A 21,000-nucleotide genomic window follows, 5' to 3' on the forward strand; every position below is an offset into this window, starting at 1 on the left:
GATGAGAAAATTTGCGGTAACGCTATCCAGTATTATGCTTGTTGTTGTTTCTGGCTGCGCCAATAGTCAGGCAGAAAAAGCGCCGATGACCCTTGGTGAAATTAGCCAACAGCAACTGATGGCGAATCATAAATTTTTCCAGCAAGGTTATCAGGCATCGCAACTGTCTGCGCTTGAAATTACTGAAATTAACCGTTGGCCAAAAAATTTACACGTAGACGTTTACTTTGGCTCTTGGTGCCATGACAGCGTGCGTGAAGTGCCTAGGTTTTTAAAAATAGTGGCTCAAAGCCCAACGCTTTCAAATCGCTTAATTGCCCTCGATTATGCAAAGTCAGAGCCAAGCGGCTCAGCTAAAAACCAGGATATAAAATATACTCCCACTTTTATTGTTTATCAAAACGATAAAGAAATTGGTCGTATTATTGAACGTCCGAAAGTGTCATTAACCGCTGATATCTCAGCGATGTTATAGCTTAGTTTACAATGTAAGTATGAGTATATAGAGAAAAAATCGCCGATGAATTATATTCTCTGCGATTTTTTTGATCATGGCTTACTTTTTTGATAATAGCTTAATTGGTCATAGTTTAAGTAGTAATAGTTTAATTGATAATAATTTAAGTAGTAATAGCTGAATGGATAAGTAGGCTTTATAGCTTGTCGTTTGATTATCCCCTCTTACTCATTAAAGCAACAAATACCGTTATGATTACACGACTATAAGGTATAGCTGTGCCGGCTTAGCAGAGGGTGAGTTAAAATATTACAATAGGTATGGACTCGCTGCATGGTAATGAAGGTAAGTAATTGAAATTTTAGATTTTTTTGACGAAGCTGTTACTTTTTACACTGTTATATATTGCGAAGAGTAACAGCTTCAAGTTAAGAACAGGCGCATGTTGGCCAGTGACTTAAGGGTTTATCAAGCTAAAATTTGATGGCGATTCCGACCGCAATTGAACTATCTATCCAGAGCGAATCGCTAAAGTTTGCGCTACAAATATCCTGCTGGCAAAACATGGCATCATCCTCATCAATTAAGGTGGCATAGGCGCGTAGTTCGGTCACTAAGGCCATTTGCTGAGAGACTTCATAGCGAGTACCAATGGCGACACTGGCAGAGGGATACAGTTCTTCACTACCCTGTTCGGCATCGAAATAAGCACCACCTAGCCCTAAACTCAAAGTCGTTACATAGTTTTGCTGACGGTACAAAGCGATGCCATTAAAATGTGCATAAGTGATATCTAGCTCATTATTAGCTTGATCTTCGCCAATAAAATCATGACTAACACGGTTCAAAAGTATCTGACCTTGACCATTAACATTTGCTTGCCACGCTATACCAACAGCCATATTATTGCCAGAGTCAATATTGATATCGCTATTGTCACTGGTAACCAAGTCAGGACCGTATATTTTACCGAACATAACGCTGAGCTCTAATGGCTTTGCTATAGCGGCATGTGATGACAACAAAATGCAAAGCATTGCTAGTAGGGTTAATCGGCTATTTACTTTCATTACAAGGTGTCCTGTGATTTGTTGTTTTTTGTAAACTCAGCCAAATGTAGTGGCTAATTCTGACTAATTTTGGCTAGTTTTGACCAATTTTGGCTGAGTTTTAAGACCACTAAAAATTAAGACTAGCCAAATAAGTCAGTCAGTTTTTTCTTAGCTTTTTCTTCCAGCTTCTCTTTCAATTTCTCTTTAGCACTGTCGGTTAACTTTTTCTTTTGCGTGGCTTTTGCTTGTTGCCAAATTTGAGATAATGCTTGTTTAACAATCTCGGCACCGAGTTGGCTTGCAGGCAAACCAGTTTCACCACCGACATTATTTAATGTGATATCTGGTAACGTGGCACTATGTGCTTTATTACCAAAAGCACTTAAATCAAGTGTTAGCGCCGTGCCAGCAAGGATAATTTTACTGACTTTTATTTTAGGCTCTTCACCCGTATTAGTGTCGGCAGCACTTGCCTCAGCTTCAGGGGTATTACGCTTGATAGCATCGAGAATATCTTTGATATTAGAGCCACCGGTTTGGGTGAACTGGACAAATGCTTGCGGTGATTTGATGATGATCGCATCAATAATAATAGGTGATGAGGCTAAACTTTCTAAATTAATATCAAGCGTTACTTCCTCTAAAGCGAAAGCGTTTGGTTGGCTATAAGTTTTAGGGTTGGCTAAATTAATACCTAAAATACTACCTGCGCCGCTAGCAAGCTTAATATCTACGGTTTTTACGGTAACCGTTTGTTCAGTGACTTTGCTGCCCACCGTTTCAATTTGACCTTTAATGTAGCCATTAAGTGAGCTTCCTGCTAAAAACCAAAGAGCACCACCACTAAGTAATAACAAAACAATAATAATTGAGGCTATAATTTTCACGAGTTCAATCCTTAAAATGTAAAAATGAAGTATCGCGCATACTCGCTATACTTCATTTGGTTTATGTCTTATTAAATTATATCTTAATAAGTACAAAGTTAAATATTTTTTCTAATTTGCGACCAAAGCCTTAAATCCTAGGCTAAGTTGTCTCCAGAGCTGTCAGTATCTAAGTTATAATAATGTTACTGTAATTTACTCAATTTTAGAGAGTTTTGTTTATGTCTACTGCCATTGGTCGTCGCTTACCTTTGTTATTACTGGTTGGAATGTTAATTGCCTTAGTTGTTTATTTACAATGGCCTGAAAAGACCTCCAACAACGAAAAGTATCAACGTGTTGTCGCAGTAAAAACGGCTAAAATCGATCTCGTTGATTTTAATGATTCCGTCGAGGCCATTGGTACGACACGAGCGAATGAGCAGGTGTACATTACCAGTAAATATTCAGATGTTGTTGCTGAGGTTCTATTTCAAGATGGCGAAACGGTTAAAAAAGATGACATTTTAGTACGGCTAAATAGCCAAGAGGAAGCGGCTAAAGTCGAAGAACTTCAGGCTAATCTTGCCGAGTCTGTCGCGCAACTCAATCGTTTTCAAGATTTGTACAAACAAAAAGCCACCGCTAAGTCGCTGGTTGATCAACAAGAAGCAAAAACTAAGGCCATTTCAGCACAACTACTCAGTGCCAGAATAAAGCTAGCGGAACTTACTATTACAGCGCCATTTTCAGGCATCTTAGGCTTTCGCGAAATTAGTCTCGGTGCGTTAATTAATGTTGGCGATGTGATCACCAGTTTAGATGATCTGAGTATTATTAAAGTTGATTTTTCAATTCCAGAGCGTTACTTAACTACCGTAGCGATTGGTCAGCGCATAGAAGCGAACAATATAGCTTATAAAGACAAAGTATTTGTTGGCAAAGTCACCTCGATAGACTCTCGCATCGACAGTGTCACACGAACCTTAAAAGTACGTGCAAAAATTAACAATGCTGATAATCAGTTACGTGCGGGCATGTTGTTAAATTTGCATGTGGTACGCAAAGTTGAGCAAATATTACAGATACCTGAAAGTGCCATTATTCCGATTGAAGACCAGCATTTTGTTTTTGTTGTTGAAGCGGGTAAAGCCATTAAGAAATCGTTAAATATTGGTCGTCGCTACCGTGGTTTTGTTGAGGTTATTGGTGGTCTAGAAGTGGGCACAGAAGTGGTTGTCGAAGGCGCCTTAAAATTACGTGATGGTACTAGTGTCAATACCATAGGGAATAAATCGTGATTTTATCTGACCTGTCAGTTAAGCGCCCTGTCTTTGCCACAGTAATCAATTTACTCTTGATCACCTTTGGTATTGTCGCTTTTTTAACCTTACCCCTTCGAGAGTATCCTGATATCGACCCGCCGGTAGTGAGTATTAATACCTCTTATCCTGGTGCGTCTGCTGCCATTGTCGAAAGTAAAATCACGCAAATACTGGAAGATAGAATTAGCGGCATTGAAGGGGTTAAATCCATCAACTCTTCTAGCCGAGTGGGCCGTTCTAATATTTCAATTGAATTTGAACTAGACCGTGATATTGACGCCGCGACAAATGATGTGCGTGACAGAATTTCGCGCGCGTTAAACAACCTACCAGAACAAGCTGAACCGCCTGAGGTATCTAAGGCAAATGATGATGAAAGTGCCATTGTTTGGTTTGTTTTACAAAGCGAGGTAATGAGCACATTACAGCTAACTGATTACGCCGAACGTTATATTGTTGACAGGTTTTCTGTGGTTGATGGTGTAGCACGCGTGCAAGTTGGTGGCGGTAGAACCTATGCGATGAATGTAGTGTTAAACCGAAAAGCAATGGCCGCTAGAGGCATCACTGTTAATGACATAGAACAAACCCTGCGCGCTGAAAATGTTGAATTACCGGCGGGAGAAGTGGAATCAATCGACCGAGATTTTTCGATTCGTGTTGAACGCAGTTATCTAACCGAAGATGACTTTGCCACTATGGTAGTGGCGCGTAATGATGATAAATCATTGGTCTATCTGGGTGATGTGGCTAAAATTGATTTAGCGGCGGAAGATGAAGAAAACATGTTTCGTGGTAATGGCAAAAACATGGTGGGTTTGGGCATTATTAAACAGTCAAAAGCCAATACCCTCGAAGTAGTTAAAGCGGCGCGAAAAGAGATGATGTCGATTCGTGGTGGCTTGCCAATAGGTACCACGATCACCAACAGCTATGATTCATCAGTGTTTATTCAAGGCTCAATTGACGAAGTGTATAGCACACTAGCTATTGCCATGATCATGGTGGTATTGGTTATATTTTTATTTTTGGGTAACGTGAGAGCAACACTTATTCCCGCTGTTACCGTACCTGTGGCGCTAATTGGTTCCATGATGGTGCTATCGTGGTTTGGTTTTTCAATAAACTTATTGACCCTACTGGCCATGGTGCTAGCGATTGGTTTGGTTGTTGATGATGCCATTGTGGTACTGGAAAATATTTACCGCCGTATTGAGCGCGGGCAAACCCCGTTGCTCGCGGCATACGAAGGCGGGCGAGAAGTAGCGTTTGCGGTTATTGCGACCACCTTAGTGCTAGTTGCGGTGTTTGTGCCATTAATCTTTTTATCAGGTAATGTCGGACGATTATTCACCGAGTTTGCGATTGCGATTGCGGCAGCGGTTATTTTTTCTAGCTTAACGGCATTATCGTTAACACCAATGATGTGTTCAAAAATGTTAAAACATAAGGAACGTAGCTCATCGTTTGGTCAAAAGTTGGATCGAGGTTTTGCTAAGTTTGAAGCGGCTTATGGGCGTTCGTTAAAAGCCAGTATCCATCAACCCCTGATGATATGTATTGTGATTATTTTGTCACTATTTGCGGTCTACAGTTTATTTAATCAATTACCTTCAGAGTACACACCAAAAGAAGATCGCGGAAACTTCTTCGTCATGATGAGTGGTGCAGAAGGGGCAAGTTATGAAAATAACGTTAAAAATATGCAGCAAATAGAAGAAGCATTACTCGTGCATCAACAAAGTGGCGAGCTTGACCGAGTGCTTGTACGTGTGCCAGGTTTTGGTGGTTCGGGTGGTATTGCCATTGTGGGTATGCCCGCTTGGAAAGATCGCATTACAGATACCTTCGAATTTATTAATAAAATAAATGGTGAACTCGCTAAAGTAACCGATGTTAGAGCGTTTGCTATGATGCGCCGAGGCTTAAGTGGCGGCGGGTCTTCATCACCGGTTGAGTTTGTTCTGCAAGGTAACACCTATGAAGAGTTAGCAAAGTGGCGTGATATTATTATTGCTAAAGCGCAAGAAAACCCCAACCTGCACAGTATTGATAGTGACTACAAAGAAACCTATCCACAATTGCTGGTTAATATTAATCACAACAGAGCTTTCGACTTAGGCGTGTCTGTGGGTGATATTGGCCGCACCCTTGAAACTATGTTGGGTCAACGCCGCGTGACTAACTTTGTTGAGCGCGGTGAAGAGTATTATGTGGTGGTTAAAGGCGAGAAAAATGATTTTTCAAACCCTAAAGACATTGATAATATTTTTGTTCGCTCCACGGTCAGTAATCAATTGGTGCCTCTGTCGAACTTGATCACAATAGAAGAGAGTGCCACATCGTCGCAACTCAATCGTTTCAATCGCCTGCGCAGTGTCACTATTAGTGCTAACTTAGCCACAGGCTATGCCTTGGGTGATGCCTTAGCGTTTTTAAATACCGCGGTTGCTGAACATTTGCCTGAACAAGCGCAAGTGGCCTACAAAGGCCAGTCGCAATTATTACAAGAATCAGGTAACTCTATCGCCTTTATTTTTGTTTTGGCCTTAGTGATAACCTACCTAGTATTGTCAGCCCAATTTGAGAGCTTCATTCATCCTTTTGTGATTATGTTAACTGTGCCATTAGCTTTAGTTGGCGCTTTAGCCGGCCTGAAACTGATGGGAATGAGTCTGAATATATACAGTCAAATTGGTATTGTGATGTTAATTGGTTTGGCGGCAAAAAATGGTATTTTAATTGTTGAATTTGCCAATCAGTTACGTGATAAAGGCATCGCCTTTGAAGAAGCATTGATCACGGCTGCCACGCAACGCTTAAGACCTATTGTGATGACTACATTCACCACAGTCACCAGTGCTATCCCATTAGTGCTCGCGGTGGGGCCTGGCGCTGAAAGTAGAATGGTGATCGGCGTGGTGATCTTCGCGGGTGTATCATTGGCCAGTATTTTTACTTTATTTGTTGTACCTGGGGCTTATTATTGGCTGTGCCGCAATACCGGCTCACCACAAGTGATCACTAAAGAAATTGAGCACCAGCAAGCTCAAGCCGCTATAGAGAAAATGTAGTTATACCAGTTGAATTAAAGCAGTGAGCCATGATAAGTAAAGACAAATAGTCAAGAGTCAGGCGCTTGATTAAGCAATCACTGGCTATTGTGATGGTAAGAAATATAGTGCTTGCCTGTTTAAGCTATCTTAAACGATCGATTATTTATTTCAATTGCTACTCAATAGTGCCAGTCGAAAAAGTCTCTATAGCAGTAATGTTATAGGGACTTTTCTACATTTAAAGCAGATTAAACTTAATCAACCAAACACTGAGGCTAAATTGCTGCTGACTATTTTTTGTATAAAAACCAGACGTCTTGATTAAAAACTATACTTGGGATATAAATAGGGAAAATAATAATAATAAATTTGGGAAATATTGATGTTTAAGGTTAATAAAAAACTTTGGTCTTTTAATTTTGGTTGCCTAATTGCGGGTTCATTAATTTGGTTGGTTCAAATCGGTAATTGGGCGCCAGTACCCAGCATACTTCACCCTCATACTGATTTTATGCTTGATTATTACCCTGGTGCAGTGACGGCTATTACCGCAAGTATCGTCAGTATATTGTTACTGTTTTTTATGCATAAAGGTTTTAAATTATGTGCCAGTGAACACACTTTTTGGCTATTATTACCAACAATGTGCTTTATTAGCTTAACCTTGTTGATGGGGCAGTTTATGTTTTCAGCCCTTATGTTCGCCGCTATGCCAATATTATTTATCTTAGTGTTTAGTGCTATTATTTTTCGGCTAAAAAATCGCAAACTACGAGTTGTTTAAACTGAACTGAGATTAAGCGGTAGAGTGTGATAAGCATTGAGAGGCAAGCATTTAGAACTAGGCATTTAGAACTAAGTATTTAGAACTAGGCATTTATAAAGTAGATGTATTAATCAAGGGCAGTTTATCTGCCCTTGATTATGTTAAGCATTAGCGCTTATATGAGTGCGCTACTTGGGACACTGGTTGGGCTAATGTGTTCGATAGGGTAACAACCTAGAATTTTAATGAAATTTGTTTGTTCAGTGATTTGACTAATCGCCTCTTGTAAAGCTAAGTGCTTCAAATTGGCTTCTACATCGACATAAAACATTTCTTCCCAAGGTCGCCCTTGAATTGGGCGAGACTCAAGTTTGCACATATTAATGCCTTTGTTTTTCAGTACAAGTAGGCACTCGACTAATGCACCAGGCTTTTGGCCAGTGGCAATAATTAAGGTGGTTTTTGCTGGAATTTGCTCTGCAACCTCAATAGGTTTACGCGCCACTAAAATGAAGCGACTATGGTTTTCAATTTGGTTGGCTATCTGTTTTTCCAACGCCTGAAGTTGGTACAAGTTACCGCCTTCTTCGCTACCAATAACCGCAACACTGTCGTCTTGCAATTGATAGACTTTAGCCATGGCATCAGCCGTACTCTCACAGTATTCAATGCGAATATCACTTTGTTTATCTAAAAAGTTACTACATTGCGCAAATGGCTGACCATGGGCATAAATGGTTTTGATTTTATTAAGTTTGGTATTTACGGCGGTCAGTAGGCAGTGCTCAATAGGTTGAGTTATTTCGCCAACAATCGACAAGTTGGTATGTTGCAGTACGTCATAAACTTCATTAATGCTGCCTGAACTGGTGTTTTCTATTGGCAACATGCCATAGTCAACCGAGCCAGATTCAACTTGCTGCATAATCTCAGCAAAACTCTGGCAACCGCTTTCAATAATTTTTGCTGCACGGCGAGAAAAATAACGATGGCTTGCTAAGTAACTGTAAGAACCTTTATCACCAAGAAAAGCGACACTAACTGACGGCTCTTGTATATTTGGATTGGCTAAGGTTTGCAGGTAAGCCTGCTGATTAAGCACGGAATCTTCAATAATGGTTTGAAAGACACTGGTCACGTAATGCGCATCTAAGCCTAGTTTTTTACCTTGGGTGATCAAGCGGATCAGTAACTCTTGTTCGCGCTGTTGGTCTCTTACTGGACGAATGAGATGAGCTTTGCTTTTCGCAACATTTAAAGTAAGGGCGCGGCGTTCAGCAAATAATGCCAGTAGTTGCTGATCGAGTTGGGTAATTTTTTCACGTATTTTATTTAAATCTAATGCTTCGTTCACCGCGTTTTCCTAATAGGTAGTTATGAGTTTATTCGCTTTTATTATCATATTCTGCGAGTTATTTATTACTGTTACTTGTTGCGACCACTAAAACTAAAAAACCTCCATTAGGAGGTTTTTAGTGAATGCCAAAACCTAAAGCGCGCTCAGAGAACTGAGAGAAAGAAAGTGTTAAAGAAAAAGGCTAGTTTTGTCATTTGCATAGCTTTACTTTAGCCACCATCACACCAGAGTACAACCGTTTCTTTATGCCAATTTTTATTTAAAGGGATAAAAAAGGCTTATCAGCAAGAATTTTGACCAAGACACCGCTAATAACTGATGTCTAATCACTGAGGTCTAATAACTTAAACGTGATAGCTAATCACAGTTATCTGTCAGTTAAATACATTGATAGATAATAGTGAAAGAACTCATGATGCCAACACCCCATATTAATGAACGTATGACGCCGATATTCATTAAATAGGCAATATTGTAAAGCACTCTGGCAACAATATGGGTAATAGCGAGTTGCTCGATAAAAACGCCGGTGTTTTGTGTCGCGATGGCTAACAAAACGGCGGGGGCGAAGATAAGCAAGGATTCAAAGGCATTTTGATGTGCAGCGAAAGCTCTAGCGCCAAAGCCGGTTAGCTTAGCTTGTTGAGCACGAGGGTGATTGTTGTTGTAACCGCCCATGTTATGCATGGCAATAGCTACCGGAATTTTGGCAATAAAAGGTAATAGGGTGGCGATAAATAAACAAATAATTAAGGTGGTCATTATTGTTCCTTGGTATGTTGATAGTTTGGGTTACTTTGCTTCGCTTCGCTTCACTAGTAACTGAGTAAAGTCAGTGTGTACTTGCTTGGGCCGGGTAAAAAGCTAGAGGCTTGACCTTTTATCCAACGCTCATGTCCTAAACCATAATATGGACTCCAAGGATGACCTGATTGACTGGTGGGCATATGAAAAATGCCACTTTCTTCGTGTCCAGGAGAAACCACCATGCGCTGCGAGGCACCAAATGATTGTCCTTGTACTCTTGGCATGTAGCTATCACCGGGTAATTCTACTTCAGGCATATCAAGCCATTGGCCAATAAATGGCACAGCACGACTTAAGGGGTGCTGAATTTTGCTGATATTTTGTTTACCCCAAGTGGCGTTCGCCAGTGTACTTGATTCGGTCATTTGACTGAGTGTTGTCTCAAGGCTGGCTTCAAACAAGGCCGACCAACTTTCATGACTACGCCAGAGAAAGTTCTCGGGCTGCTGATTGATTAACTGCCATAATGGCGTTTCTATTTGGTGACGTATGCTATGAAAACTGTAACTTTTATCAAGCTTGGTCATATTTTCATTGAAAATTTCAAACACCTGCTCTCTGACGGCTAAGCGAAAATTTCTGATCAGGCGATAGGAAACAGAATCTGTGCTTGCTGACAAATGTTCAACGTCGATAATTTTCTTCACTTTATACCAGTCATGATGCTTAGCCAACATGGCGTCAGTGAGTACATCAGACAAGATAAATCTTTGCCAACGTAATAAAAATTTAGCCCGGTTATCAAGGGCAATATCGAGTAAGGCTTGTTCATCAAACGAAGCTTTAGCCTCGAGGTTTTGTTTTATTTGTGAAGACCGCGCACCGATGGCATAGCCGCCATTACCGACTTTGTTCAACATATCGCCACCAATAACCCGTGAATTTGCTGTCCATAAGCGCGAATTATCTGGGTTGATGACTTTGGGATACGCCTCAGCGGGTAAAAGTCCTAACCATTTATTTTCGCCATTGGCCCAAGATGTCGGTGTTTCACCAAACTTTGCGCTGCGTTGTGGGATCGGCCCCATGATGGTCCAGCCAATATTACCTTGTTTATCACCCACCATTAAGTTTTGTGCGGGTAAGCCGGCACGAGCCGCAATAGCAAAGGCCTGCTCTACATTGGTAGCGGTTTCAAATTCAACAATAGCCATGTTAACCGCGGCTTTGTCGTGAGCAATCCAACGATAGGCAAGTAAATCGCCTTGAGCATTTTCACCGATCACAGGTCCCCAAATGGTATCAGTTACCGTGATGTCGACCGCTTCTTGATCTTTTACTGCGATAATTTGTTTACGTTTGATAAAGTTTTGGTAGCCATCGGGCGTTAAGTATTGGCTTTTATCGGCATTGGTTTCAAGAATGATCACATCGCTCCAGTCGCCATAACTGTTGGTAAAGCCCCAAGCAATATGACCGTTGCTGCCAATAATAATGTTGGGTGTGCCAGGTAATGTTGCGCCAGTGACTTTTACGGCCGTATTATCGACACTTTGATATTCAAAAGAGGCTCTAAACCAAGTGTTTGGTACCCGAATGCCCAAATGCATATCGTTGGCAACCATAGCGCTGCCGGTTGAACTGATATTACCGGCAATAGCCCAATTATTTGAACCTGGGAACTCTTCATTTAAAGTTGATTTTTCTCTGGCCAGTGGTGCGGGAATACTGTCAGATATGGTCTGGTCTAGCGCTTGATGCTTTAGCAAAGCCGCCATACCTTCACTTGAGGCAGAAGGCCAAGCTGCTTTTGGTAATGGCGATGCAGGAAACTCAGTGCCATCTATGGCAGCATCCCAACGACTGCCTTTAGGGTTAAGAAATGCATACACTTCAGAGCTTAAGAGCGAATGCATTAAGCCTAGGGTTCGTTCGCGCTTTCCGTCTTGATACTGTAAGTCGATATACATACTGAGTACGGTTAAAATGGTATCTTCTTCTTGCCATTCGACGGGGGCTTGGCGTAGTAGTAAATATTCAAATGGTGGCGCTTTAAGGTATTTTAAGCCCTGATTTACCCCGCGGGTGTAGGCTTTTAGTAGGTCTAAATCTGCGGTTGATAATTGTGACACTATGTTAGTAGCGCGTTCACGAAAACGATGGCGGCGAATGTCACTGTCATAGGCTATTGCGGCGTCACCAAATAGGCTAGCAAGTTCGCCAGCTGAATTTCGGCGTAATAAATCCATTTGAAAAAAGCGTTCTTGAGCATGAACAAAGCCTGTGGCGATGGCGATGTCTAAGCGATTATCTGCTTTGATGGTGACAATACCTTGCGAGTCTCGCTCTACAATAGTGCTGGCAGATAAGCCATAAAGTGTTTGCTTACCGTCTAATTGTGGTAAGGCACTGTCGATTTGACTGTATATCCAAGTACTCAACGTCGCGATAACTAAGAAGAGAATAAATAGTATGCCGATCAGCGTATTTTTTAAATGTTTCATTAGGCTTAGCAAAGTAAACAATTTCGATAGCGTAGAGTACCTTAAAACAAATGAAGTTTGAATCTTGATGATTCGATAAATTCATCCTAACTATAGATTACACTTACATATACACTCATCACATATATACATTGGATAAAATCCGATGCTTGGCTGAAATTGCCTTGCTGATTTTATTTGATGTTACACTCATGCTATTGGTATTCAGATGTATGGGTATTAAGATGGTTTGCCAACAAAAGGCTTAAGATGATGGTAGAGATGAAATTAAAATGACGAGTTGCGCAAATAATAATTTTGCCATCATAGTGTTGGCAGCAGGGCAGTCGTCTCGTTTAGGTCAGATGAAGCAATTAATTAATATCCACGAACAAAGCTTAGTTGAATGGCAATTAGCGCAAGCTTTAAAGGTGACAAGTCAGGTCTATTGCGTTTTAGGTTTTAATGCCAGCCAAATTCAAGCGCGTATTGACCATCTCCCCATCAAGACTATTATTAATAGCAAGTTCTCAGACGGCATGGCGTCATCGATTGCTGTTGGTGTTGCAGGACTAGCTGCTAATATAAAAGCGGTTATGATCGTATTAGTTGACCAATGGCAGCTAACCTCAGCTGATTTGATTCGTCATCAAGGTTATTGGCAAGCTAATCCTCATGCTATTGTTGTTGCACAAGACTTAAGGGCAGTTGCGTCAAACGAAAAAGAAAACATTGGTCCGCCGGTGATATTTTCTCAAGACTATTTTACTGAATTAACCCAGTTAACAGGTCAGCAAGGGGCAAAACCTTTGCTAGCGCAATACCAAGATAAATTATTAAAAGTACCACTCGCGCATGCGTTTATTGATATAGATACACCAGAGCAATTAAAATACATGGTTAAAAAGCTTGGCATTAATGCATAACATTACTAGCTAAGGCTAGGCTTAATCAAAGCAAGACTAACCAAAGCAAGGTTCAACAAACTTAAAGGAAATGATTGTATGATCACCTTAACGGTCAATGGTAAAGAACATCAATTTAATGATGATGGCGATATGCCCTTGTTGTGGGCATTAAGAGATATTTTAAAATATACCGGTACCAAGTATGGTTGTGGTAAAGGCTTATGTGGCGCTTGTACTGTCCATGTTGATGGCCAACCTGTTCGCTCATGTGTTATGCCAGTGTCGGCTATTGCGCAGCAAAAAATCACCACTATTGAAGGACTTTCTGAGCATGGAGAACACCCGGTTCAACAAGCGTGGCAAGCATTAAATGTGGCACAGTGTGGTTATTGTCAGTCAGGACAGATGATGTCAGCGGTGGCATTGTTAGACCGCAAACCTACACCAAACGATGAAGATATTGAACTCGCCATGAGTGGTAATATTTGTCGTTGTGGTACTTATCAACGCATCAAACAAGCGATTCACCTTGCCGCTGACTTGGGCACTGAAGTAAAAGGAAGCGGATCATGAAACATATTGAAAATGTTAGCCGTCGCGGCTTCTTAAAAACACTCGGTATCAGTTCTACGGCTTTGGTGCTTGGGGTGCAATTACCGTCCATGCTGACTATGCCAAAAGCCTTGGCAGGTGTTATAGCCGCTGATAAATTTTCACCCAATGTTTATGTTCAAATAGGTAGCGACAATATAGTCAGTATTGTCGTGCATAGGTCAGAAATGGGTCAAGGGATCAGAACCAGCATTCCGATGATTGTCGCCGACGAACTCGGCGCTGATTGGCAACAAATAACCGTTGTACAAGGTTTAGGTGATAAAAAATATGGTAGCCAAAATACTGATGGCTCACGCTCGGTAAGACGTTTTTATCAACCCCTGCGAGAAGCTGGCGCAGCGGCACGTATGATGCTGCAACAGGCGGCAGCCAAGCAATGGCAAGTTGATGTGAGTGAAACCGCAGCGCTAAATAGCACTATTGTCCATAAAGAAACGGGTCGAACATTATCTTTTGGCAGCTTAGTTGCCATAGCAAGCACGCTAGCCTTGCCTGCACAATCGGCCTTAATATTAAAAGATAAGAAAGATTTTAATCTTATTGGCAAATCGGATGTGGCTTTAGTTGACGGTGAAAAAATCGCAATAGGTGCTACTACTTACGGTTTTGATGTTGAATTAGACCAGATGCAATATGCTGTTATTGCTCGACCACCGGTACTTGGGGCAAAGGTTAAATCATTTAATAGCGCTTCGGCAAAGGCCATTGTGGGTGTTATTGATGTAGTGCAACTACCTGATTTAGAAGAGCCCGCGGTATTTAAACCTTTAGGGGGCGTTGCTGTTATTGCTAAAAATACTTGGGCGGCAATGAAAGGTCGGGAAGCATTAGCAATGCAATGGCATGAAAGTGCGCATCAAAGTTACAACAGCGATGACTATAAACAAGCATTAGCAAACAGTTGTGATAACCCAAGCAAAGTGTTGCGCAGTAAAGGTGATGTAGGCAAAGCATTAATTGCAGCTAAACAAGTGATAACAGCATCTTATTATGTGCCGGAATTAATTCATGTCCCTATGGAGCCACCAGCCGCTGCCGCACATTTTCATGACGGTATTTTTGATATTTGGGCTTGTACTCAAACACCGCAGTCAGCGCAAAGTACCGTGGCACAAATTACCGGTGTTGCGCCAGAAAATGTCAATATTAATGTCACTTTGTTAGGGGGTGGCTTTGGCCGAAAATCTAAGCCCGACTTTATTGTTGAAGCCGCGATACTCTCTAAACAGTTAAATGTGCCCATTAAAGTGATGTGGACTCGCGAAGATGAAATTCAAAATGGTTATTATCATGCGGTTAGTTATCAAAAGCTTGCGGCCGGTATTGATGAAAATGGCACGGTTACCGCGTGGCAACATCATGTGGCAGAGCCGCCTATTGGCTCAACGTTCAGCCAAGGTGAAGACTTAATTGGCTCAGAAGCTGATTTAGGCTTAATTGATATGCCCTATGATATTGCTAATGTCAGTTGTGCTGCCGGCAAAGCGCCAGCCCACACTCGTATCGGCTGGATGCGCTCAGTCACTAATATCAACCATGTTTTTGCAGTAAGTTCATTTGTTGATGAGCTGGCCCAAGCAAAAGGTTTGGACAGCAAAGACAACTTAATCGCCATGCTGGGCGCAGATCGTAAAATTGACTTCTCGAATGAGCAGGCTAAATACGGGAATTATGGTGAAACACTAGAGAAATTCCCTGTTGACACTGCACGTATGAAAGCCGTAATAGAAAAAGCCAGTACCATGGCAAAGTGGGGCAGAAAGCTACCTAAAGGCCATGGTTTAGGCATTGCTATGCATCGAAGCTTCGTTAGTTATGTGGCTTGTATTGTTGAAGTATCAGAAAACAGTGACGGGAAAATTAAAGTTAATGACGTTTGGATGGCGGTAGATTGTGGTTTAGCGGTAAACCCTGAACGCATTCGCTCGCAAATGGAAGGTGCGGCTATTTTTGCTTTATCATTAACCTTTTTTAGTGAACTAACCGCGAAAGATGGGGTCATTGAGCAAAATAATTTTGACAGTTATCAAGTGGCTCGAATTGCAGATACTCCAACAACGCATGTAGAAATAATTGACAGTGACGCGCCTCCAGGCGGTGTCGGTGAACCGGGTGTTCCGCCTATTGCCCCAGCTATTTGTAATGCTATTTTTAATGCCACAGGTAAGCGTTATCGAGAATTGCCATTAAAAAAATATGGTATAGTGTAAATACGGATGGTTAGCTAGCTGCAGCGGTTTTAGGCTGTGCTAGCGGCCAATCTAATTTGGTAAATTAATCAGAAAAAAGCAGCAAATTATGCTGCTTTTTTATTGAATGCTGTAAAATGGTAAACGAACTGATAAAATAGTAAAAATCGATATTCAATTGGTATTCTACCATAGGAAAATAGATGGCTTCATTACAAGACCAGTTGCTTAAAGCAGGTTTAACCACCAAGCAAAAAGCACGACAAGCAAATAGTGATAAACGCAAAACAGGCAAACAAAAGCGCAGTGGCGTCAAGGTTGACACTAGTTTACAAGAGCAAGTTAAACAAGAGCTTGAGCTGGCGAAAAAAGACAAGCTAGCCCATGATATCGCCTTGAATAATGAAAGAAAACAAACCTTAGCAGCAAAAGAGCAACAGCAGAGAATTTTACAAATTTTGCAACATCATCAAGTGAGCAATGTTAAAGGCGAAGCAGAATATAATTACACTTTTAATAGTAAAATTAAGAAGTTATTTGTTGATGCTGTCACCCATAAAGCCTTAGTTAATGGCCGTTTAGCCTTATGTGGCGTCAATGATACAACTTATATCGTTACCACCGAAACGGCAGAAAAAGTAGCGAGTTTAGATAAAGCAGTTATTTTGGTGCAAAACACCAAGGTGGCTGATGAAGTTATTGCTGAAGATGACCCTTACGCAGAATTTCAAATTCCTGATGATATGATGTGGTAATAAAATCATGTCATTCTTTTAGTTTATTTACTTAACAGTGAGCACAAACCCTACTATGTTTTTAATTCGTTGGCCGATTGGCCGTTTAATTTTGTTATTAAATTTTATATTTTCTCCCAGTGCGCCAAAACGCTCGCCACAACTACAAAAAGAAGTGGATGCTAGTACGGCACATTTAAGCTTGTATCAATTACCTGCTTGTCCATTTTGTGTGAAAACCCGTCGCGCTATGAAGCGATTAGGCTTAAATATTGAATTACGCAATATAAACCAGCATGAGCAATACCGTGAAGAGTTGATCCGAGAAGGTGGTAAAAGAACCGTACCTTGTTTAAAAATTATCAATGCAGATCAATCAATTACTTGGATGTATGAATCAGGTGAGATTATTAACTATTTAGAGAAGTTTTCTCGTTAAGCACTATATTTAATTAAACATGACTTTTAATTAAATATTGAGCTTTTATTAAGAATTTTTTCACCTCTTTATGGGTCTGTATATTGCAAGTTAATCAGATGGCTATAACTAGATCGATCAGAGGTGAAAATGTTAATTAACACGAAAAAAAACCATCAACTGTCCGAGCAGCAAGTAACAGACGAGTCAGTTTATTATGGTCGACGTGAGCTGTTAAAGAAGCTTGGTTACCTAGGTGCGGGTAGTTTATTAGCACAATCTGCCAGCACGAATGCTGGCGCACTAGACTTTTTCAGTAGTAAAGAAGCCGAGGTGTTTAAGCGTCAAGCCTTAAAGTTTGCGCCAGCAGGCGAATCTTTACAAATACTCACCCCTGAAGCTAAAATTTCCAGCCATAATAATTTTTATGAATTTGGTACGGGTAAGAGCGATCCCGTTGAAAATGCGCAAGGATTTAAGGTTAACCCTTGGCAACTCAGCATTTCTGGTGAAGTCGATAAACCTTATACCTTAGGTTACGATGATTTATTTAAACACTTTCCCTTAGAAGAACGTATCTATCGTTTACGCTGTGTTGAAGCATGGTCAATGGTTATTCCATGGGTAGGTTTTGGCTTAGCAGAGTTAATTAAAAAAGCAGCACCTAATTCACGAGCAAAATATGTCGCCTTTGAAACTTTATATGATCCAGAGCAGATGCCAGGACAAAAAAGTCGAATGGGCGGAGGTGTACAATACCCCTACGTAGAAGGTTTACGTATTGATGAAGCTATGAATCCGCTAACGTTTATGAGCGTAGGTTTATACGGTAAAACCCTACCCGCGCAAAATGGTGCGCCTATACGATTAGTTGTGCCGTGGAAGTATGGTTTTAAAAGTATTAAATCCATTGTTGGTATAAAATTAGTTGAACATAAACCACCCACAACCTGGAATATACTCGCTGATAGAGAATACGGTTTTTATGCCAATGTTAATCCAGCTGTAGATCATCCGCGTTGGAGTCAGGCAAGTGAGAGACGTATAACCACTGGCGGCTTATTTGCCCGTAATCGTATTGCGACCTTACCATTCAATGGCTATGGTGAGGAGGTTGCTCACTTGTATAAAAATATGGATTTAAGGAAGCACTATTAGTGCAAACTAGGGCAACTGGGGTGAGTAAAGAGGCTTTCAAAGCCGTATTTTTACGCAATAGAGTGATGTTACTTAAAATTGCGATTCACTTGCTGGCTTTTTTACCCTTATTTGTCCTGTATTTTTTAGCCTTTACCGAGCAGTTGGGTGCAGACCCTGTAGAAGAGGTTATTCACTTTACCGGTATGGGCGCCTTTAATTTATTACTGATTTCTCTGCTGGTAACACCGGTTGCGAAAAAATATCGCCAAGGCTATTTATTACAAATAAGGCGATTACTGGGTTTGTATAGCTTTACCTATGCGATGTTTCATTTACTGAATTTTTTAGCTTTTGAAGTGCAATTTGATCTTGTGCTATTTTTTGACGAGATTATTGACAGACCTTACATTACTGTCGGTATGGCAGCGTTAATGATACTTTTTTCTTTAGCAATCACTTCAATAACCGCACTAAGGCGCAAAATGGGTACAAAGTGGCAAAAGTTACACAACGGGGTTTATCTCGCGGTATTACTGATTGCACTACACTTTTTTTGGTCAGTAAAATCTGACATTGTTGAACCCATGATATATTTTATTATGGCCGTATTGCTATTAATTTTACGCAAAGACAAAATTAAGCGCTGGTTTAAGTCATCGTGATTGGTTTTTTAGTCAAAAAAAACGAAGGCATTCGCCTTCGCCTTCGTTTTCTATTTTAGATGCGATACCTAAGGGTATTAAATCCTTTGGTCTTAGTCGTCTCGAGCAGTAACTTCAAGCAAGTGATAACCAAATTGAGTCTTAACAGGCCCTTGTACTTCATTCAATGGCGCTGTAAATACAACTTCATCAAACTCTGGCACCATTTGGCCGCGACCGAAAGAGCCTAATGCTCCACCTTGCGCTTTAGAAGGACAGTTTGAATGCGCTTGTGCGATGGCCGTAAAATCTTCACCGGCGACTATTTGTTGCTTTAATGTTAGACATTGCTCTTCAGTATCTACCAATATATGACGTGCTGATGCTTTTGACATTGTGTCTCTCTTATTCATTACTTTAAAAATTATCGGTGGACTTTAACGTATTTTTTTTGAGAATAGAATAGCCAAAAAGATAAATTATATTACTTAAGGTAAGGGGGGTATAACCGACAAACTAAATAACCTGATAAATTGAGCGTATATCTCTTGATAATGTAATTGATTATCAACTTCATAGATTAAATCTTAGTTGGTTTTTATTCCCCGCCACTTGCGGTGCAAAAAGGAAGATAACCTAACTATCTAAAGATACCCCGTTTTGCGTAGCAAATTTCGCCTTAGCGAAACCCTTGGGACGTGGAGTATTAAATTATCTGGGTATTGGTCTACATAGCCAGTGATTGTTTCTGTATTTGAGCTAATTATGACTATTTTTATTTTAAATTATGCTTAATAAAACCTGAGTAAAATAGTATTGATAGTGCTTATAACACCTGGGGTGATATTTCATTTCAGCTAATAATTTATGTCATTCAAGTTATTATAATAACTCAAGTCATTAATTATAATAGTGAGTGGATTAAAGCTTGCTGCATATGACACTCTTTGGTGTTGCTCACCTTATTAAGTATCTTTTAAGCCCATTTTTTTTAAAAAAGTCATCATTAAACACCACTTTGTGAATGATGATTGTAATAAATTAAGGCCAATAAAAGCGGTAAACCATAACCAATTTTGTGAATAGGTTACGGCTAAATAAAGTGAAATTAAAATCATAATACCTGCAACTAGACGAAGTGCTTCATTAAGTGTCATGAGAATATCCTTTTGAGTTAAAGCTTAAGTTAAAGTCAGAATATATACTTTATTAGGTACATTAGTAAAGTCTAATGTAATTATATTAGGTTTTGCTAATGTAAAAAGCAAGGGTAATTAAAATTAATTTTGATCCGTAAGTTGCATCAAGAGCCAAACTAATGAGGGCTAAAGCTAGGTGATTAAGTTTAGCGACTCTTTTTAGTGACTCTCTTTAGTGACTATGTTCAGTGATTATGCTCAGTGGCTATGTTTTGGTAGGAATTTTTAGTGATTAGGTTTAAGTGAAATACCGGCATTAAAAAACCGCTAAAGGGCGGTTTTTTAATATCATCAGTCAGATTCAGTGCCCTTAACTAGTGCTCAGTATAAATTGCTCTGAACTTTACTGACCCTAGCATTGGCCTGTAATGCTTTCTTGCTATTTTTAGCAATCAAGCTAGATTTTTGCTTGGAATCTTTTTCGCTAATATTTTTGTTTTTACTGTCGGTGCTGGTGGATGAAAAGTCAAAATAGGCGAGTACTTGTTGCAGCTTGTCATTAAATTTAGCCGCAAACTCAAAGAGAGAATTTTTTTTAGCAAACTTATGTGGTGCTAAGTTTGCAAAATCAGTGACTTTAATCCCCAACGATGGTTGTTGAGATATTTGAGAAGTTGACTGTATAGTGATTTGATTGTATTGATTAAATACTTCGCTGGTAATACTGGGGTAAGCGTAGTTATTAACATGGGTATTTGTTGGTGATTTTACCTCGCTAACAACCTTGTTTATGATTAAAACAACTTTAGCTTGGTTTTTCACTTTGGGTGCTGCTTGAGTTGCTGAGCAGTATAAGCCTAATAAACCAATCATAAGCAATATAGCGCCACTTAAGTTAGGTTTCCTTGGTCTTGTCTTTTTAGTTATTCTCATTAAATTATTACCCTGTATCCTTCCTTGGTGTAACGATTGTACCATTGTGTTACAAATTAATATAGATAGGGCTTGTGTTTACACGATAACAGGATGTTGAGCTGTGTACTTGATTAGGCCAATAATCTGATTTAGTCTGTAATTGGCTTATGATAATTTGCCTAATTTACTGAT

General features: G+C 40.2%; 18 protein-coding genes and 1 pseudogene. 11 read left to right on the forward strand and 8 right to left on the reverse strand.

Annotation, left to right across the window (positions count from 1 at the left end; all coding sequences use genetic code 11):
- The first annotated feature begins 1 nt into the window (after position 1).
- Positions 2 to 475: a thioredoxin family protein gene (locus tag H4J65_RS12655; RefSeq protein ID WP_182198418.1), complete on the forward strand. Its 474-nt coding sequence runs from the start codon at positions 2 to 4 to the stop codon at positions 473 to 475.
- A gap of 455 nt (positions 476 to 930) precedes the next feature.
- Here the strand turns inward: H4J65_RS12655 and H4J65_RS12660 are convergent, their stop codons facing one another.
- Both H4J65_RS12660 and H4J65_RS12665 read right to left on the reverse strand, forming a co-directional pair.
- Entirely contained in the window at positions 931 to 1,527 is a 597-nt protein-coding gene (locus H4J65_RS12660) for a hypothetical protein (protein WP_182198419.1), read from the reverse strand.
- Between the two features lie 122 nt (positions 1,528 to 1,649).
- A complete protein-coding gene (locus tag H4J65_RS12665; RefSeq protein ID WP_182136024.1) occupies positions 1,650 to 2,396 on the reverse strand; it encodes a hypothetical protein in 747 nt (248 codons plus the stop codon).
- Between the two features lie 221 nt (positions 2,397 to 2,617).
- Here H4J65_RS12665 and H4J65_RS12670 point away from each other — a divergent pair, with 221 nt between their 5' ends.
- The 3 genes from H4J65_RS12670 to H4J65_RS12680 all read left to right on the forward strand — a co-directional run bounded on the left by H4J65_RS12670 (position 2,618) and on the right by H4J65_RS12680 (position 7,540).
- A complete protein-coding gene (locus H4J65_RS12670; protein ID WP_182198420.1) occupies positions 2,618 to 3,676 on the forward strand; it encodes an efflux RND transporter periplasmic adaptor subunit in 1,059 nt (352 codons plus the stop codon).
- Positions 3,673 to 6,774 (forward strand): efflux RND transporter permease subunit, encoded by a 3,102-nt coding sequence (locus tag H4J65_RS12675; RefSeq protein WP_182198421.1) that lies wholly within the window; start codon positions 3,673 to 3,675, stop codon positions 6,772 to 6,774. Before H4J65_RS12670 ends, H4J65_RS12675 begins: the two co-directional genes overlap by 4 nt.
- A 364-nt stretch (positions 6,775 to 7,138) precedes the next feature.
- Positions 7,139 to 7,540, forward strand: coding sequence for a hypothetical protein (locus H4J65_RS12680; protein WP_182198422.1), 402 nt, complete (start codon positions 7,139 to 7,141; stop codon positions 7,538 to 7,540).
- A gap of 160 nt (positions 7,541 to 7,700) precedes the next feature.
- Here H4J65_RS12680 and pheA read toward each other — a convergent pair.
- The 3 genes and pseudogenes from pheA to H4J65_RS12695 all read right to left on the reverse strand — a co-directional run.
- Positions 7,701 to 8,876 (reverse strand): annotated as a pseudogene (pheA, locus tag H4J65_RS12685) (prephenate dehydratase); the annotation flags it as partial.
- A 381-nt stretch (positions 8,877 to 9,257) separates the two neighbouring features.
- Complete coding sequence (locus tag H4J65_RS12690; RefSeq protein WP_182183728.1) at positions 9,258 to 9,641, reverse strand: MAPEG family protein; 384 nt, start codon at positions 9,639 to 9,641, stop codon at positions 9,258 to 9,260.
- 53 nt (positions 9,642 to 9,694) lie between these two features.
- Positions 9,695 to 12,130: a penicillin acylase family protein gene (locus tag H4J65_RS12695; protein WP_182198424.1), complete on the reverse strand. Its 2,436-nt coding sequence runs from the start codon at positions 12,128 to 12,130 to the stop codon at positions 9,695 to 9,697.
- A gap of 272 nt (positions 12,131 to 12,402) precedes the next feature.
- Here H4J65_RS12695 and H4J65_RS12700 point away from each other — a divergent pair, with 272 nt between their 5' ends.
- The 7 genes from H4J65_RS12700 to msrQ all read left to right on the forward strand — a co-directional run bounded on the left by H4J65_RS12700 (position 12,403) and on the right by msrQ (position 18,775).
- Entirely contained in the window at positions 12,403 to 13,035 is a 633-nt protein-coding gene (locus H4J65_RS12700; RefSeq protein WP_182198425.1) for an NTP transferase domain-containing protein, read from the forward strand.
- Between the two features lie 78 nt (positions 13,036 to 13,113).
- On the forward strand, positions 13,114 to 13,590 hold the full coding sequence (locus H4J65_RS12705; protein WP_182136016.1) for a (2Fe-2S)-binding protein: 477 nt from the start codon (positions 13,114 to 13,116) through the stop codon (positions 13,588 to 13,590).
- The gene (locus H4J65_RS12710; RefSeq protein ID WP_182198426.1) at positions 13,587 to 15,842 is read left to right on the forward strand and encodes a xanthine dehydrogenase family protein molybdopterin-binding subunit; all 2,256 of its coding nucleotides are present in this window, start codon (positions 13,587 to 13,589) and stop codon (positions 15,840 to 15,842) included. Before H4J65_RS12705 ends, H4J65_RS12710 begins: the two co-directional genes overlap by 4 nt.
- A gap of 182 nt (positions 15,843 to 16,024) precedes the next feature.
- The gene (locus tag H4J65_RS12715; RefSeq protein ID WP_182183736.1) at positions 16,025 to 16,576 is read left to right on the forward strand and encodes a DUF2058 domain-containing protein; all 552 of its coding nucleotides are present in this window, start codon (positions 16,025 to 16,027) and stop codon (positions 16,574 to 16,576) included.
- A 55-nt stretch (positions 16,577 to 16,631) separates the two neighbouring features.
- Entirely contained in the window at positions 16,632 to 16,994 is a 363-nt protein-coding gene (locus H4J65_RS12720; protein ID WP_182136013.1) for a glutaredoxin, read from the forward strand.
- Positions 16,995 to 17,123: 129 nt separating this feature from the next.
- Complete coding sequence (gene msrP / locus H4J65_RS12725; protein WP_182136012.1) at positions 17,124 to 18,131, forward strand: protein-methionine-sulfoxide reductase catalytic subunit MsrP; 1,008 nt, start codon at positions 17,124 to 17,126, stop codon at positions 18,129 to 18,131.
- A complete protein-coding gene (gene msrQ / locus H4J65_RS12730; RefSeq protein ID WP_310649939.1) occupies positions 18,131 to 18,775 on the forward strand; it encodes a protein-methionine-sulfoxide reductase heme-binding subunit MsrQ in 645 nt (214 codons plus the stop codon). The genes msrP and msrQ overlap by 1 nt, the downstream gene beginning before the upstream one ends.
- A gap of 92 nt (positions 18,776 to 18,867) precedes the next feature.
- On the opposite strand, the gene H4J65_RS12735 is transcribed toward msrQ, so the two are convergent.
- From H4J65_RS12735 to H4J65_RS12745, 3 genes are all read right to left on the reverse strand, one after another.
- Positions 18,868 to 19,167 carry a peptidylprolyl isomerase gene (locus H4J65_RS12735; protein WP_182136011.1) on the reverse strand — a complete coding sequence of 100 codons (300 nt, stop codon included), beginning with the start codon at positions 19,165 to 19,167 and terminating at the stop codon, positions 18,868 to 18,870.
- A 552-nt stretch (positions 19,168 to 19,719) separates the two neighbouring features.
- Positions 19,720 to 19,911 carry a DUF2892 domain-containing protein gene (locus H4J65_RS12740; protein WP_182183738.1) on the reverse strand — a complete coding sequence of 64 codons (192 nt, stop codon included), beginning with the start codon at positions 19,909 to 19,911 and terminating at the stop codon, positions 19,720 to 19,722.
- Between the two features lie 363 nt (positions 19,912 to 20,274).
- The gene (locus tag H4J65_RS12745; protein ID WP_182198427.1) at positions 20,275 to 20,826 is read right to left on the reverse strand and encodes a hypothetical protein; all 552 of its coding nucleotides are present in this window, start codon (positions 20,824 to 20,826) and stop codon (positions 20,275 to 20,277) included.
- Positions 20,827 to 21,000 lie beyond the last annotated feature (174 nt).

The sequence above is a fragment of the Colwellia sp. MB02u-9 genome (genome assembly GCF_014077085.1).
Taxonomy (GTDB): domain Bacteria; phylum Pseudomonadota; class Gammaproteobacteria; order Enterobacterales; family Alteromonadaceae; genus Cognaticolwellia.